Raw genomic sequence first — 15,066 nt, forward strand, 5'->3', positions numbered from 1 at the left:
TTCACGCGCAGCGAACAATACGTAGTGCCTGGCGGTACGGCAACAGGCTGCGTCAGCCAAGCATGACTTTCGACGTGCTTTATGCCGGGAGGCGGCGCAGGCTGCGGTTTTGGGGGGTTATGCTTAGTACCGATCCTTGTTCATACCAGTCGCCCAAGACCGCACGTTCGGCCGTATGGCCGTCCAGATCGAAATGATGGATGGCGGGACGGTGCGTATGTCCATGGACCAGATGCTGCACGCCTGCATCGCGCATGGCTTGGGCCACCGCCTCGGTATTCACGTCCATGATGGTCTCGTGCGTGGTACTGGTGTGCGCGCGGCTATCCTGGCGTGCCTGTGCTGCAAAAGCACGGCGTGCTTCCAATGGCATCGCCAATACGTGTGCTTTCCACTCGGCGGTGCGTACGTTGCGGCGAACCGCCTGATAGGCCACATCATCCGTGCACAGCAAATCGCCATGCATCAACAGGGTGGGAAAGTCGTACAGGTCATGCACGACACCGTCTTCGAGCAAGGTCAGGCCGGCACGGTCCGCAAAGGTTTCGCCGAGCAGGAAGTCACGATTGCCTGGCATGAAGTACACCGGGATGCCTGCGTCGCGTACGGCGCGAGTCGCTCGGGCGATACGTTGGGGGAGCTCCGCATCGTCATCATCGCCAATCCATGCCTCTACCAGATCGCCGAGGATGTATAGCGCATCAGCGTGGCGCACCTCTTCACTCGCTAGGTAGTGCTCGAAAAGCGAGGTGATTTGCGGTCGGCTTTCATCAAGATGCAGATCGGCAATGAACAGCGTGCTCATGGTTTGTGCGGGACGCTGCCGGCCGGGCTGGCCGTCGAACTGGATGAAGCTGGCGCTGCTTCACTTTCGACGGTGGCGTTTTTGATAACGACGAGCGGATTGGGTACGTCGGCAGCGAACGGACCTTGGGCGTGAGTCGGAAGGTTGGCGATCTTGTCGACTACATCCATGCCTTTCACGACTTTGCCGAACACGGTGTAACCCCAGGTCAGGCCGCTCTGGTTGCCGACATAGTCGAGGCGTCGGTCGTCGACGAGGTTGATGAAGAATTGGGAGGTGCCGGAGTTGGGGTCCGCACCGCGAGCAACGGCGATCGTGCCACGCAGATTGGAAAGTCCGTTATCTGCTTCGCTAGGCACAGGCGAATGTGTGCGACGAGGCTGCAGCTCCCTAGTGTACAGCCCGCCTTGGATGAGGTAGCCGGGAATGACGCGGTGGATCACCGTGCCGGCATAGAAGCCCTCATGAACGTAGCGCAGGAAATTCGCCACGCTCTTGGGGGACTTGTCAGCAAAGAGTTCGAGCGTGATGTCGCCCTGCGAGGTATGCAGGATGACGATAGGATCCGCAGGCGGCGCGACGGCTGCCGGGCCAGGCTTGGAAGCCTGGGCCATGACGAAAGGCGAGACAAGCAGAAGGGCGGCGCTCAGGAAAAACTTGGGCATGACGATGGGGCGGCATGACAGAAACATTCGCTCATGATACGCGGCCTTGGCCACTTATGGCTGACGCGTGCTGAAGATGATGACGTTGCGATCGCTATCCTGCATAGGTGCCGTTACTTCCCTCTTCGGTTGCAGGACTGCCCGATAGGCGGCAAACGTGCGAAATCATTGTGTAAGCAGTGATAGCGTCAGCCCCAGCTCGGTCATGGGCGTGATTTCTTGCTCCAGGTCGGCATGACTGAGCGGATGCTGCTCCACCCATCCAGCAGGCAGTTGCAGAGCGAGACGCTGGGCCGTAGCGACGAGGCGCATGGGCGGCAACGATTCCGCACGACGTGCACGGCGAAACAGCACTGCCAGTCGCAACAGCGCGGTGATGTATTTGGCGAGTTGGCGATAGCGCTGGGGAAGAGCGGAAAAAGTCGTTTTGTCCGGCTTACGGCGGTGTGCCTGGACGATGGCCGCGAGCAGATGCTGTTCTTGGCGCGAGAAGCCGGCCAGGTCGGCGTTGCGCAGGATGTAGGCGCCGTGGTGGTGGTGCTGGCTGTGCGCGATAGCCAGGCCGATTTCATGCACGCGCGCCGCCCATGAGAGCCATTCGCGCGCTTCTGTATCCAGTTTCCAGCTGGCCGCTACCTGATCGAACAGCATCAGCGCTGTGGCTTCGACGCGACGCGCCTGTGCGCGGTCCACGCCATAGCGGCTGGCAAGGGCGTCGATGCTTGCAGTGCGTGGATCGCTGCCGCCAGCACGCCCGATCAGGTCCCATAGCAGGCCCTCGCGCATGGAGCTTTCGCAGACCTGCAGGCGCTGTATGCCGAGCGCGCCGAAAGCGGCTTCCAGGATGACCACCGCGCCCGCGAACACTGGTGCACGTTCTTCGGTCAAGCCTGGCAGTTTTAGCGTACCGATCTGGCCTTGCTCGACCAGGGCATCGCGCAGCGACGCCAGCGATGCAGGCGTGACGCCGTGATCGGACAGCCGCATGGCATGCACGACGGTACCGATCGCCTTGGCGCTGCCGGAAGAACCGAAGGCATCCGTCCAGCCGGCTTCCAGGTATTCCTCGGAAAATTGTTGGAGTAGTACTCCGATTTCGTCGCGTGCGCGCTGCCAGCGCTTGCGCGTGAGCTTGCCGCCAGGAAAGAACCGCTGCGTCGACGCGATACAGCCGACCTGTACGCTTTCCGTATGCAAGGGCGCCAGCCCGCGGCCGATGATGAATTCGGTACTGCCGCCACCGATGTCGATAACCAGCCGCGGCTCGCGCGAGGCCGGCAGGTCATGGCCGACACCTAGAAAAATCAGGCGACCTTCTTCGCGGCCGGATACCACTTCCACGGGATGTCCGAGTGCCGCTTCTGCCGCGGTGAGAAAGGCTTGCGGGGAGGCCAGGCGGCGTACGGTATTGGTTGCGACGGCACGCACGCGAACTGTGGGAATGCCGGCAATGCGCTGGCCGAATCGGGCAAGACAATTCAGGGCGCGGGCGCGATGCTCGGCGTCCAGCGTGCCGTCGGAGCGCAGACCCGCTGCCATGCGCACGGTTTCGCGCAGACGGTCGATGACGCGGGGCTCCCCGTGTTCCATGCGCGCGACCACCATGTGGAAACTGTTTGAGCCGATGTCGACGGCGGCCATCAGCTCGCCATCCTTGATCTGCATCTGGTCACCGAGGCTCACGCAGGGCTCCTGATCCGGACGGAATGATTGTTATGCACGCGGAGCGCAAAAAAGCATTTTCGCACGTCCCAAGGCGCAGGCAAAAATTACTTGGGCGACGTATTGGACAAAGGAAGATCGCACAGCTTGCTCAATAGCGTTTCCTGCGCCGAATGCGCTGCATCGTCGCCGGGCGTGGCGCGGCGGTAGTGCCCATCGTTTTCGAGCAGCCACGCCTGGGTGTTGTCGGCGAGATAGTTGGCGAGTGTCTCGTCATAGACTCTTGCAGCAAGTTGCGGATCGAGGATCGGAAAAGCCACTTCGATACGCCGCATCAGATTGCGTTCCATCCAGTCTGCGCTCGCACAGTAGAGTTCCGGCGTGCCGTCGTTGGCAAACCAGTACACGCGGCTATGTTCGAGGAAACGGCCGACGATCGAACGCACGCGGATGCGCTCGGAAATACCCGGCAATCCCGGGCGCAGCGTGCATGCGCCACGCACGATCAAATCGATTTCGACACCGGCCTGGGCGGCAGCGTAGAGCGCCTCGATGACGTGCGATTCGTTCATGGCGTTGAGCTTGGCAACGATGCGGGCGGGGCGGCCATTGCGCGCATGCGCGGCTTCGCGCTCGATCTTTTCGATCACGCTCTTGTATAGGGTGAAAGGCGAATGCAGCAGGCGCTTGAGGTTGATCACGGGCCCTAGCCCTGAAAGCTGCTGAAAGACCTTGTGCATGTCCTCGCCGATGTCAGGATGTGCCGTCATCAGGCCGATATCGGTATAGAGGCGGCTGTTGGCCTGGTGGTAGTTGCCGGTCGAGAGATGGACGTAGCGGCGAAGATGTCCGTTTTCGCGACGCACGATCAGCATCATTTTGGCATGCGTCTTGAAGCCGACGACGCCGTAGACCACCTGCACGCCAGCCTCCTGCAGGCGCGTGGCAAAGCGGATATTGGCTTCTTCATCGAAGCGCGCACGTAACTCGATGACGACGGTGACATCTTTGCCGTTACGTGCCGCTTCGACCAGCAGGTCGACCAGCGGCGTGTCCTTGCCTGCGCGATAAAGTGTTTGCTTGATCGCGAGGACGTCAGGATCCTGCACCGCCTCGCGCAGCAGATCCACGACGGCGTTGAACGACTCATAGGGGTGATGGAGCAGAATGTCGCGCTGGCTGAGTACGTCGAATATTTTTCGCCCGTTGCTCAGTGCCGTCGGCATGGATGGTGTGAAGCGTGGAAACTTCAATGAGGGGCGATCGATTTCGTCATAGACGAGGCCGGCGCGAATGATGTTGACCGGGCCATCACAACGATAGACATCGGCTTCTTCGAGTTCGAAATGGCCGATCAGCATCGATACGATCGACTGCGGGCAGTCACTGCCGATTTCCAAACGCACGGGGCGGGCATAGCCGCGCCCGAGCAATTCCTCCGCCAGCGCACGGGCAAGGTTCTCGATTTCTTCTTCTTCGACGATCAACTCGCTGTTGCGGGTGACGCGAAACTGATAGGAACCGGCGACCTTGAAGCCGGGGAACATCATGTCGACGAAGGCTTGCAGCAGCTCGGCCAGGAATACGTAATGGTCTCCCTCGCCGCTCACTTCATTGGGGATGCGGATAATGCGTGGCAATGAACGTGGCGCGCGCACCAGGGCCATATGGCCTTCGTGGCCGAAGGCGTCGCGGCCTTGCAGCACGACGGCGATGTTGAGGGTCTTGTTGAGGATGCGCGGAAAGGGATGTGCCGGATCGAGACCGAGTGGCGACAACACCGGCAGCACTTCATGCTCGAAGTAGCCATGCAGCCATCGGCGCTGCCGTGGCGTCCATTGTTTACGGGTGAGGAAATGAATGTTTTCTGCGACTAAGGCGGGCCCCAGTTCGTTCTGCCAGGTGGTGTATTGCGCATTTACTAGATCAAGCACGCGCTCGCGAATGCGGGCGAGTAATTCGCTGGAGGAAATGCCGTCTGGTCCCGGCGAAGCAGAGCCGAATTGATGGTGATGCTTGAGCATCGCCACCCGAACCTCGAAGAATTCATCCAGGTTATTGGCGACGATACTGAGATAACGCAATCGTTCCAGCAGCGGAATACTGGTATCGCGGGCTTGGGCGAGCACGCGAAAATTGAATTCGAGAGCAGCCAGCTCGCGGCTCAGGAATAGCTCGGGCTGGTGCGCTTCGTGGGGGACGGCTTGGGTGGCTTGGCGGCGTGGCATTCGCTCATTCTCACTCATGAGCTGCCGCATCGCCTATGCATTTGCAACAAATCGTTCAACGTTACGTAATGAGGAGCGCAGGCACGCGCTCAGTGACTTTCCGATGGCCTGGATTCATGGATCTCGGGAGCGAGCAAGCGCTCGCGCCCAAAGCAGCAGGTGAAGGTAGAGCCCTGGCCCGGCATACTGCGGATATCCAGTCGCGCTTGATGCAATCCGAGCACGTGCTTGACGATGGAAAGGCCGAGGCCGGTGCCGCCGCTGTCGCGCGAGCGGCTCGATGAGACGCGGTAGAAGCGCTCGGTAAGACGCGACAGATGATCGGCAGGAATACCGTAGCCGGTATCGATGACCGAGTAATTCGCACCATCTGCCGTGCGTTCCCAGCGGATGGTAATGCGCCCGCCCGTGGGCGTGTAGCGCACCGCGTTGCTCACGAGATTGGACAGCGCACTGTGCAGATCCTTGGGCGAACCCAGCAGATCGAGTTCGGCCGTGGATTCAACGGAGATGCTGTGACGCCCTTGGCTCAGGGCTTCGGCTTCCTTGCGGAGGGTAGCCAGCAGCGGTGCCATGGGGACCCGCTCTTCGTTGACATGGTCTTGCGTTTCCAGCCTGGAAAGCGTCAGCAGATCTTCCACGATCTGCCCCATGCGCTTGGATTGCGCGCGCATCTCGCTCAGGACAGGAGCGAGATGCGGGACGTCTTCCGGATCGAGCAGTTCCAGATAGCCGTGGATGACCGTGAGCGGAGTGCGCAGTTCGTGCGAGACGTTGGCGACAAAGTCCCGGCGGATCTGTTCCAGCCTCGACATATGGCTGATGTCGCGCGCCAGCAACAATCGCTGCCGCTGGCCGAACGGTAGCAACGTGACGTTGATATGCCGGCTGGGCTGACCCGGTGCACTGATGTCGTTCAGCGGTTCAGGCGACGCTTCTTCCAGCCAGCCGGCCAGCTCGGAGTTGTGCAATTTTTCTTTCAGCACCACGCCGCGATCCTGCGGGCGGCGCAGGCCGAGCAGGCTTTCGGCGGCATGGTTGAACCAGCGCACGTGCTGTTCCTGGTCCAGCAGGACAATGGCGTCCGGCAGGTTGCCTGCGGCACGGCGCAGATCATGCAGATTGGCGGCTAGGCGTCGGGAGCGCATCATGAATCGGTCATGCCGGGGTTGGTCGGAATCGTCGGGGGAGGGCGGCGATGAACTCATCATGGGCCGAGCAATGTGACGCAAGTGCGTCAGTAATAAGACAATTTCTGCTACAGCGACGATAGCTACGCCGATGGCTGTGTCACCGCCTGCCAGCCAGCCTGCCAAAGCGCCCACAAACAGCCCGCCGGCCAGCGCGAGAGGTAGCTTCCAGGCGCTCTCGACCAGGCGTTTCATGATGGCGTCTGTGGCAGGCGGGGCTCTCAGGGGCTTGCCGAGAACCGATAGCCTGCCCCGCGTACTGTCTGCACCATGTCTTCGAGTTTCCATGGTTCAAGCGTTTTACGAAGCCTGCGGATGTGTACGTCGACCGTGCGCTCTTCGACATAAACGCTACCGCCCCAGACGTGATCCAGCAGCTGGGCGCGCGAATACACGCGCTCCGGGTGCGTCATGAAGAAATAGAGCAGACGATATTCGGTGGGACCGATCGGCACCGGTTCGTCGCCAGCGAATACGCGGTGTGCCGGGCCATCGATGCGCAGACGTCCCAATTCCACGATGCCTGAGCCATCGTCGCCCTGGCTGCGGCGCAACACAGCCTTGATGCGCGCGATGAGTTCGCGCGTGGAGAAGGGTTTGACGACGTAGTCGTCGACGCCAGCCTCGAGTCCGTTGACACGATCCATTTCCTCACCGCGCGCGGTGAGCATGATGATCGGGACTTCACGGCTCAGTTCTTCCTTGCGCAGGCGACGGGCCAGGTCCAGTCCGCTGGTGCCCGGGAGCATCCAGTCCAGCAGGATCAGATCGGGCACCTGCTCGGCGATGGACATCTGCGCCGTGCGTGCATCCGCTGCCTGGGCAGTGTCCATGCCGGCCTTGCGCAGGGCGAAGGCGACCATGTCGCGGATGGAAGCTTCATCTTCAACAATCAGGATGCGTTTATGCACGCGAAGGTCCAATAGGTGGCCTATGACGCAAATATTGCAGCGGTGCAATGTTACGCGCCGATGACAGTGCGTGAAAACGCCATTGCAAGAGGGGTGGCAATGACCTGAATGTGCTCAATCAGTGCCGCTGGTTAGGAAAGTTGGGGCAATTGGAATGGACGCAGGGAGTGGATTCCTGATCCAGCATTTGCTGAACCACATCCTGGCTGTCGAACGCCGTAGAGCGCCATTGTTGCCCTTGATTGCTGCCGTTGGGGTTGTCGTCCGTGGATATCCGCCGTTTCCGCAACTCCATGACCAACGGGGTGAGTTCGGCGATATGGGCCTGGATACGAGCTCTGGCGTAGTAATCCAGGTCGTTCCTCTTGAGCAGGGTTTTCAGTTGTTCCATGGCATCGAATGGGCGGCCGGACAGATAGCTGGCCTGGGCATAGGCTTCGCCGGCGCGGACGCTGTCGCCAGCCTTTTCGCTGGCGACAGCGTAAGCCGTGAACAGACCGGGTTCGTCGGTGTCTTCCAGCATCGGGCGTAGCATGCCCGCCGCCTGTGCGGCCTGGGCTTTGGTTCCACCATGCGTGAGCGCGTTGGCGTAAGCCAGGCCAATGGCCTTGTTTCTGGGCGATTGCGTATTGAGCTCAGCGTATATCTGTAATGCGGCCGCTCGCTGACCATCCAGCAGGCGGGCATCTGCCATGGCGAGAAGGAGAATCAGGTTGCCGGGATACTTGACCAAGAGCGGCTGCAGTTGTTCGATGGCTTTTCCGGCTTGGCCGCTGCGCATCAGCGCCAGTGCGTAGCCGTAATGGTTCTCTGGGGTGTCGTAGAGGTGATCCTGCCGTCCGAGCAGGCCGCTGTAATAATTGCTCATGCGATAAGCATCATCGGAAAGTACGCGGACGCGCTCGCGCATGAGCAGGTAAGTACTCGGACCGCCATGGCTGCTGCTATGCGCGGTGAGCAGGGTCGTGGGGTCTTTCACGTAGGCAATCGGGGCGGTCTGCTTGTCCCAGCTGGCTTTGTCGAGCAGGTTGCCGCTGGGGCGCATCTTTTGTTCGGCGATCAAGGCGGCAGCGCGTGCCTTGGCATCGCTGATTCGCTGGGCGGTGACCGGGTGATCCTGCAGCAGCGAGGGCACCTGGATGCCGCCTGAGTCGGGGCTCATGACGTCTTCCATGCGCTGGAAAAAGCCGGCCATGGCGTTGGGATCGAATCCGGATTTGGCGAGCGTTTCGATGCCGGTGCGGTCGGCTTCGGCTTCATCTTTGCGGGTAAAGTTGATTTCCTTCTGCATCAGCGCACCCTGGCCGCCCAGCAACGCGGCTGCTGCAGCGTCACCGCCGGCCGCGCCGCCAGCGGCAATGGCGCCGAGTGCTACCAGGGCCATCAGTGGCGTGTCCTTCTTGGCCGATTCGTAGGCGCGTTGCAGGTGGTTTTGCGTGATGTGGCCGATTTCATGCGCCATCACCGCGGCAAGTTCATCCTCGCTGCGCGTGATGGTGATCAGGCCCGAATCGATGCCGATATAGCCGCCCGGTGCGGAGAATGCATTGATGACCGGATCCCTGGCGATGAAAAACGCGAAGTGATCTTTCGGCTTGGCCGAGTTGGCAACCAGGCGGAAACCGAGGTTGTTGATGTAGTCATCGAGCAGCGGGTCGTCTACTACCATATCCAGCGCACGCATCTGCTGCAGCATCATGGCGCCGTAATCTTGAGCTTCCTGGGGCGAGATCAGCGCATTGGCCGAGCTGCCAAGATCGGGCAGGCGGATATCGCCGGACCGGTCCTGCGCGCCGGCGACAAAGGCCATGCTGGCGGTCACCAGTGCGGTCAGCAGGCATTTACGGAAGTGGCGATGCGCTGTGGTCATAGATGAACGACAATATCACTGAGAGCTGCTGTCAAAACGACGTTGCGAAGGTGAGGCAGGCGTGGCGTGCGCCAGGAATCCGCAGCTAATGTACGCCAACTACATGTTGGTTCCCGTATTTGCCTCGCGGTCGCCTGGTATGTGTCAGCAAGCACTTTTGAGACCGTTCCCCGGCGCGGCAGTTCAGTGCGGAGCTGCTTGCTTTTCAAGCTGCGGATCGCCATTTACAGGACAGGTTATTTCGGAGTTTTGTGATGCCTAAGATCGAAGTCTATTCCACCGCGGTGTGTCCTTACTGCGTGGCTGCCAAGAACTTGCTGAAGGCCAAGGGCCTGACGTGGGAGGAGGTGCGAGTGGACACGGATCCAACGCAGCGCGAGCTCATGCTGCAGCGTAGTGGGGGGCGTCGTAGCGTGCCTCAGATCTTCGTCAACGATCAGCATGTGGGCGGGTATGACGATCTTGTCGCGGCTGACCGCAGCGGCAAGCTGGCCGAGCTCATCGAGGCTGCGGCATGAGTGCAGAAAAGGATCGCCTGGCCGAGTTCACGGCATTTCGCCAACGCATGAACGAGCGCATCTTGGCGCAGGACAATCAGGTTGTGCGGCGCTTTTTTGCATTGGATACACAGACGTACAAGCCAGGGGTGCTGGACGTAAAGACCAAGGAAATGCTTGGTCTGGTCGCTTCGATGGTACTTCGCTGCGACGACTGCATCAGCTACCACGTGGCGCAATGCAAAGAGGCGGGTGTCACTCGAGAAGAATTTTTTGAAGTGTTCAGCGTAGGTCTGGTGGTGGGAGGGTCAATTGTGATTCCACATCTGCGCCGCGCCGTGGATTTTCTCGATCAGCTTGAGGCAGGTGCCGAAGCAGGGAGCTGCAGCGAGCACGCTTAGCGACTACTTGCCCCTCTCCGTGGAAGTAGAAAGCGATGCTTTCGTTTGTCCGAATCCGAGTGGTCTTGGCTTTCCCCTTTGATCTTCTTTCTTGCGCTTCAGACGCAACCTGAAGCGAGGAGGGCGAACACCAGCAGTCAGGCGTTCGACTTGAAGCAACGCTCCGTACGAGCATTTCCAACGCTTTGCAAGGGTGACGGGCTATTCGGGAGACGGCTCATCGGGGATAATTGTGCAGTTTTCAGCCAGGCGCCCTCCCTCTGCGCGCCGGCTTCCCCGCTTCATTCCAAGGAGTTTCCCCATGAGCAAGACCATTGCGGTGATCCCGGGCGATGGCATCGGCCCGGAGATCATGACGGCTACGCTGCATGTGCTCGACGCACTCGATTGCGGCCTGACCTACCACAGCGTTGAAGCGGGGATGATCGCGCTCGAAAAGCACGGTGACCTGCTGCCCAAGGCGACCCTGGATGCGATCGCCCAGCATAAAGTTGCGTTGAAAGGACCGTTGACCACGCCAGTGGGCGGCGGCTTTACCTCCATCAATGTGACACTGCGCCGCCATTTTGATCTTTACGCCAATGTGCGGCCGGCGATTAGCTTCCCGGGCACCAAGGCGCGTTATGAGAACATCGACATCATTACCGTGCGTGAGAACACGGAGGGTGCCTATCTCGCCGAAGGTCAGACGCTGTCGGAAGACGGTGAAGTGGCCACGTCGATGATCCGCGTGACGCGCAAGGGCTGTGCGCGCATCGTGCGCTATGCGTTCGATATGGCGGTGAAGAAAGGGCGCAAGAAAGTCACTGCGGTGCACAAGGCCAACATCATCAAGACGGCCTCGGGTCTGTTCCTGAACGTGGCCCGCGAAATCGCCAAGGAATATCCGCAGATCGAATTCAACGAAATGATCGTGGACAACGCTTGCATGCAGCTGGTGATGCGCCCCGAGCAGTTCGATGTGATCGTTACGACCAATCTGTTCGGCGACATTCTTTCCGATTTGTGCGCCGGCCTGGTCGGCGGCCTGGGCCTGGCACCGGGCGACAACATTGGCGAGCACGCGGCAATCTTCGAGGCAGTGCATGGTTCGGCACCGGACATTGCGGGTAAAGGCATCGCCAATCCGTGCGCGCTGTTGCTTGCCGCAGCGGACATGCTCGATCACCTCGGGATGGTTGAGAAAGGTACTTCGTTGCGTCGGGCCATCCGCGAAACGATCGTGAATGATCGCGATCTCATCACGCCAGATCTGGGCGGCAAGGGCAGCACGCAAAGCTTTGGCGAAGCGATTGCCAAACGCGTGAAGGCCTGATGAGGTAAATGCCCTCTCCCTGCTAGGGAGAGGGATTCAAATAAGGCGAATTTGCCTAGAGTCTTATTTGAGGCGCGGCTCCGGCCTGGCAGCAGAGCGAACGCAACTTCTTAGCCCTCTCCCATGAATGAGGGCTGGTGGCATCAGGCTACCTTGCGTTCTGCCGGCTGAAAATCCGGCTCCTTCTTCGATGGTATCGCGATACGATTCCAGCTGTTGATCATGATGACCAGCAGATTCAGATCCATCAGCTCGCGTTCGTTGAAGTGCGCGCTTGCTTGTTCGTACACGTCATCCGGCACGCCGTTTATAGGATCCAAGTGCGTCACGGCTTCGCACCACGCGAGTGCCGCGCGTTCACGTGCATTGTAGAACGGCGCTTCTCGCCAAGCCTGCAGCAGGTACAATCGCTGCTCGGTTTCGCCGTCGGCACGTGCTTCTTTGCTGTGCATATCGATGCAGTAGGTGCAGCCATTGAGCTGCGAGGCGCGCAGCATCACCAGATGAACCAGGGACGTTTCGAGTCCGGATTTGTCGATATGGCCCTTCATCGTAAAAAGCGGTTTCAGAGCCTCTGGATAGCTGAAATAGGAAAAGCGTGACATGGTTGGGTCCTTGTGTAGGCGGCCGCAATGGGCCGTTCAATGCAAGGACGTGTCAGCCTGCCATTTCGTGACAGCGGCTAGGCGCGCCAGCTTTTCCGGGTTGCGCAACACATGCAGGGCGGTAATGCGATCGCCGTCGGACTCGATCCAGATGGCGGTGGTCAGCTGGTCATCTACCCAAGTTAGGAGCACGGGTGCGCCATTCAGGCTATGCAGCTGGCGATGGACCTCGCGCTCTTGCTCGTGTCTGCTGATCTGCAGATAGAGGCGTGCGATGCGTGCATTGCCCAGCAACGGACGCAAGGTGGCGGTGACCAGGCCGCCGCCGTCGGCAATGTGTACGGCGTCCTCGGCGATCAGTGCCCGCAGGTTCTCTTCCGTGGGGTGCTGTAGGGCTTGCGCAAATCGTTCCAGCAAGCGTCGCTGGGCTGAGCTGCTGCTGTTGAAACGGGCACGCTCCTCGCGAAGCCGTTGTTTGGCACGATGTGCGCGCTGGCGACAGGATTCCTCGGTGATGCCCAGCATGGCGGCTGCCTCTGCGTGGGTGTAGTCGAATACCTCGCGCAAGAGAAATGACGCACGTTCTTCCGGAGTGAGCCGCTCAAGCATCAACAGGAAGGAAAGGGTGAGCGTTTCTGCGTGTTCAGCCTGTTTGTCCGGCTGGCTCTCCGGTTCGACCAGAGGCTCGGGAAGCCACGGCCCGGGGTAATGCTCACGTTCGACTTTGGCGTGGCGTAGCCGATCCAGTGCAAGCCGGGTGGTAACGGTCACCAGCCAGGCTTCGGGATCGTCCAGATCAGTTTTATCGTGCGTATGCCAGCGCAGCCACGCATCATGCAACACGTCTTCGGCATCTGCCTGCGTGCCCAGCATACGATAGGCAAGACCTAGCAGGCGTGGGCGATGTTTCTGGAATAGATCGGTATAGGAGTCCATGGTCGCTTCCCGTGAGGACGTATAACCAGGACGCGCGAGCTATTGGAAACGTGACGATTCAGCGTACGAAAGGCCAGGGCGCCAGGAATACCAGCCAGATGAAAATCAGCATGCCGATGTATTTCAGCGTGCGAAACAGTTTCGGATGTTTTTTCTTGAATGCACGCGAGCGTTCACGGCCACGCGCGTTGAGCGCGAAGACGCGATTGACGAAACCGGTTCTTTCTTCCGGTGACTCGGTATTGGGGGAGGCGGTGATCTTGCCCATGAAAGCACCAACGCGGTGGTTGATGGCACCCATGAGGCGGGTGCGCAGGGGACGTTCGACGTCGGCGAATAGAATCACCCGCGTCTGATTGGTCTTGTTTTCCACCCAGTGGACGTAGGTTTCGTCGAACACTACATCCTTGCCGTCTCCCCAGGCATGTTCTTCGCCGTCGACAAAAATACGGCAATCGCGCGAGTTGGGGGTGATCAGGCCAAGGTGGTAGCGCAGGGAACCAGCGAAAGGATCGCGATGCGCATTGAGCCTGCTATGTGGCGCAAGCGTGGCGAACATGGCTGCTTTGACGCTGGGTATGGCACTGAGCAACGCCACGGTTTTCGGGCAGAGCATTTCGGCGGATGCCAATGGCTCGCCGTACCATTTCAGATAAAAACGCTTCCAACCCTGCTTGAAAAAACTATTGAAGCTGGCGTCGTTATGCGTTTCGGCGGCGCGGATGTGGCCTTCGTCGAACAGTTGCAAGGCTTCGTCGCGAATGGTTTGCCAGTTCTGCTGGAGCAGGTCCAGCTGAGGGAAGCCACGACGATCCAGAATCGGGCGCGCTGGTACAGCCGAGAAGGCGTACATCATCAGGTTGTACGGCGCGAAGATGGCGGAATGGTCGACCAGTTGGCGATCGAAACGCAGCCGTGTACGGCCACGCAGATGTACGAGCAGCACGCACAGCACGAAAGCCAGCAGCACGTAGAGGATGATGAAGCGGGGACTGAGGAAATCCATCGTGAAAGCGGCTCGGGTTCGGCCCGGAAACGCATCCGGAGTAGGCGGCCGGCTGGCCACAGGGCAATTTTACGGCAAATCCCGTTCAGTGACGGAGCACGAATGCCGCGCCGCCTCCCGGGCGGTAGCCGTGCTTCAGGGTGCGTTGGACGTAGGCGATGGCGGGGCGTATAGCCTGGCGTGGTGTCGAGCCTTTGGCGAGTTCCGAAGCAACGGCTGAAGCAAGCGTGCAGCCGGTGCCATGGCCTTCGCGCGGAAGGCGAAGATGATGGATCTCCATCAAGCCTTGTGCGTCGAAAAACCGATCAATGACTTCATGGCCGCGTCCATGTCCTCCTTTTAGAAGCACCCCAGCTGCGCCCAGTTCAAGCAGGGTTTCACCGGCCTCACGGATCTGTTTCGCCGTTCGCAGTGTGCGGCCCAGCAATGCTTCGGCTTCCGGCAAGTTTGGGGTGAGCACGTCAGCCAGTGGAATCAGCTCATTGATCACGGCATCGACGGCGTCCTCATCGAGCAGTCGCGCACCGCTCGTGGAAATCATGACGGGGTCGACGACCAGCCATGCTGGTTTGTATTTACGCAAAGCGCGGGCAACCAGGCGCACCGTGGCGGCGTTGCCCAGCATGCCGGTCTTGACTGCGGCGATAGGAAAGTCAGCGAATACCGCATCGATCTGACTGCGGATATGTGCAAGCGGTACGGAGTGGACGGCAGTTACGCCACGGGTGTTCTGGGATGTGATGGCGGCAATGACGGAAAGACCATGCACTTCGTGTGCATGAAAGGTTTTTAGATCGGCCTGAATACCTGCACCACCGCCGGAATCCGATCCGGCGATGGTGAGGGCGATGGGAAAGGAGGACGTCGTCGAGGGCACTTGCTTTAGTTCATCGTCATGGCGAAGGCCGGGATTCTGCAGGATACAAGTCGCATACGAGTACTCGACTACGGATGAGGGAGCTCCATGCAGGACGA

At 59.9% G+C, this 15,066-nt stretch carries 14 protein-coding genes; 3 read left to right on the forward strand and 11 right to left on the reverse strand.

The window, feature by feature from the left end; genetic code table 11:
• Positions 1 to 79: 79 nt before the first annotated feature.
• From AC4HNJ_RS01610 to AC4HNJ_RS01640, 7 genes are all read right to left on the reverse strand, one after another.
• Positions 80 to 805, reverse strand: a complete 726-nt coding sequence (locus AC4HNJ_RS01610) for a UDP-2,3-diacylglucosamine diphosphatase (RefSeq protein ID WP_490477774.1) — start codon at positions 803 to 805, stop codon at positions 80 to 82.
• Complete coding sequence (locus AC4HNJ_RS01615) at positions 802 to 1,470, reverse strand: peptidylprolyl isomerase (protein ID WP_490477775.1); 669 nt, start codon at positions 1,468 to 1,470, stop codon at positions 802 to 804. The genes AC4HNJ_RS01610 and AC4HNJ_RS01615 overlap by 4 nt, the downstream gene beginning before the upstream one ends.
• Before the next feature lie 165 nt (positions 1,471 to 1,635).
• Positions 1,636 to 3,135 (reverse strand): Ppx/GppA phosphatase family protein, encoded by a 1,500-nt coding sequence (locus AC4HNJ_RS01620; RefSeq protein WP_490478083.1) that lies wholly within the window; start codon positions 3,133 to 3,135, stop codon positions 1,636 to 1,638.
• A 104-nt stretch (positions 3,136 to 3,239) separates the two neighbouring features.
• Positions 3,240 to 5,360 (reverse strand): polyphosphate kinase 1, encoded by a 2,121-nt coding sequence (gene ppk1, locus AC4HNJ_RS01625; RefSeq protein WP_490477776.1) that lies wholly within the window; start codon positions 5,358 to 5,360, stop codon positions 3,240 to 3,242.
• Between the two features lie 89 nt (positions 5,361 to 5,449).
• Positions 5,450 to 6,745 (reverse strand): phosphate regulon sensor histidine kinase PhoR, encoded by a 1,296-nt coding sequence (gene phoR, locus AC4HNJ_RS01630; RefSeq protein ID WP_490477777.1) that lies wholly within the window; start codon positions 6,743 to 6,745, stop codon positions 5,450 to 5,452.
• 26 nt (positions 6,746 to 6,771) lie between these two features.
• Positions 6,772 to 7,461 (reverse strand): phosphate regulon transcriptional regulator PhoB, encoded by a 690-nt coding sequence (gene phoB, locus AC4HNJ_RS01635; RefSeq protein ID WP_490477778.1) that lies wholly within the window; start codon positions 7,459 to 7,461, stop codon positions 6,772 to 6,774.
• Between the two features lie 118 nt (positions 7,462 to 7,579).
• Positions 7,580 to 9,331 carry a M48 family metalloprotease gene (locus tag AC4HNJ_RS01640; RefSeq protein WP_490477779.1) on the reverse strand — a complete coding sequence of 584 codons (1,752 nt, stop codon included), beginning with the start codon at positions 9,329 to 9,331 and terminating at the stop codon, positions 7,580 to 7,582.
• Positions 9,332 to 9,585: 254 nt separating this feature from the next.
• On the opposite strand from AC4HNJ_RS01640, the gene grxC reads away from it, so the two are divergent.
• From grxC to AC4HNJ_RS01655, 3 genes are all read left to right on the forward strand, one after another.
• The gene (gene grxC, locus AC4HNJ_RS01645) at positions 9,586 to 9,849 is read left to right on the forward strand and encodes a glutaredoxin 3 (RefSeq protein WP_490477780.1); all 264 of its coding nucleotides are present in this window, start codon (positions 9,586 to 9,588) and stop codon (positions 9,847 to 9,849) included.
• Positions 9,846 to 10,229, forward strand: a complete 384-nt coding sequence (locus AC4HNJ_RS01650) for a carboxymuconolactone decarboxylase family protein (RefSeq protein ID WP_490477781.1) — start codon at positions 9,846 to 9,848, stop codon at positions 10,227 to 10,229. The genes grxC and AC4HNJ_RS01650 overlap by 4 nt, the downstream gene beginning before the upstream one ends.
• Positions 10,230 to 10,530: 301 nt before the next feature.
• Positions 10,531 to 11,544, forward strand: a complete 1,014-nt coding sequence (locus AC4HNJ_RS01655) for an isocitrate dehydrogenase (RefSeq protein ID WP_490477782.1) — start codon at positions 10,531 to 10,533, stop codon at positions 11,542 to 11,544.
• A 143-nt stretch (positions 11,545 to 11,687) separates the two neighbouring features.
• Here the strand turns inward: AC4HNJ_RS01655 and AC4HNJ_RS01660 are convergent, their stop codons facing one another.
• From AC4HNJ_RS01660 to thiD, 4 genes are all read right to left on the reverse strand, one after another.
• A complete protein-coding gene (locus AC4HNJ_RS01660; RefSeq protein ID WP_490477783.1) occupies positions 11,688 to 12,149 on the reverse strand; it encodes a carboxymuconolactone decarboxylase family protein in 462 nt (153 codons plus the stop codon).
• Between the two features lie 36 nt (positions 12,150 to 12,185).
• Positions 12,186 to 13,085, reverse strand: coding sequence for an RNA polymerase sigma factor SigJ (gene sigJ / locus AC4HNJ_RS01665; RefSeq protein ID WP_490477784.1), 900 nt, complete (start codon positions 13,083 to 13,085; stop codon positions 12,186 to 12,188).
• Between the two features lie 58 nt (positions 13,086 to 13,143).
• Positions 13,144 to 14,067, reverse strand: a complete 924-nt coding sequence (locus AC4HNJ_RS01670; protein ID WP_490478084.1) for an aspartyl/asparaginyl beta-hydroxylase domain-containing protein — start codon at positions 14,065 to 14,067, stop codon at positions 13,144 to 13,146.
• A gap of 109 nt (positions 14,068 to 14,176) precedes the next feature.
• Complete coding sequence (gene thiD, locus AC4HNJ_RS01675; RefSeq protein WP_490477785.1) at positions 14,177 to 14,968, reverse strand: bifunctional hydroxymethylpyrimidine kinase/phosphomethylpyrimidine kinase; 792 nt, start codon at positions 14,966 to 14,968, stop codon at positions 14,177 to 14,179.
• Positions 14,969 to 15,066: the final 98 nt, after the last annotated feature.

It is taken from the genome of Dyella sp. SYSU CM1112, assembly GCF_058216415.1.

Coding starts and splice junctions, on each gene's coding strand:
- grxC (WP_490477780.1), top strand. CDS start 9,586: ATGCCTAAGATCGAAGTCTATTCCACCGCGGTGTGTCCTTACTGCGTG.
- ppk1 (WP_490477776.1), bottom strand. CDS start 5,360: ATGCCACGCCGCCAAGCCACCCAAGCCGTCCCCCACGAAGCGCACCAG.
- phoR (WP_490477777.1), bottom strand. CDS start 6,745: ATGAAACGCCTGGTCGAGAGCGCCTGGAAGCTACCTCTCGCGCTGGCC.
- AC4HNJ_RS01655 (WP_490477782.1), top strand. CDS start 10,531: ATGAGCAAGACCATTGCGGTGATCCCGGGCGATGGCATCGGCCCGGAG.
- AC4HNJ_RS01640 (WP_490477779.1), bottom strand. CDS start 9,331: ATGACCACAGCGCATCGCCACTTCCGTAAATGCCTGCTGACCGCACTG.
- AC4HNJ_RS01620 (WP_490478083.1), bottom strand. CDS start 3,135: ATGCAGATCAAGGATGGCGAGCTGATGGCCGCCGTCGACATCGGCTCA.
- AC4HNJ_RS01660 (WP_490477783.1), bottom strand. CDS start 12,149: ATGTCACGCTTTTCCTATTTCAGCTATCCAGAGGCTCTGAAACCGCTT.
- AC4HNJ_RS01610 (WP_490477774.1), bottom strand. CDS start 805: ATGAGCACGCTGTTCATTGCCGATCTGCATCTTGATGAAAGCCGACCG.
- sigJ (WP_490477784.1), bottom strand. CDS start 13,085: ATGGACTCCTATACCGATCTATTCCAGAAACATCGCCCACGCCTGCTA.
- AC4HNJ_RS01650 (WP_490477781.1), top strand. CDS start 9,846: ATGAGTGCAGAAAAGGATCGCCTGGCCGAGTTCACGGCATTTCGCCAA.
- AC4HNJ_RS01615 (WP_490477775.1), bottom strand. CDS start 1,470: ATGCCCAAGTTTTTCCTGAGCGCCGCCCTTCTGCTTGTCTCGCCTTTC.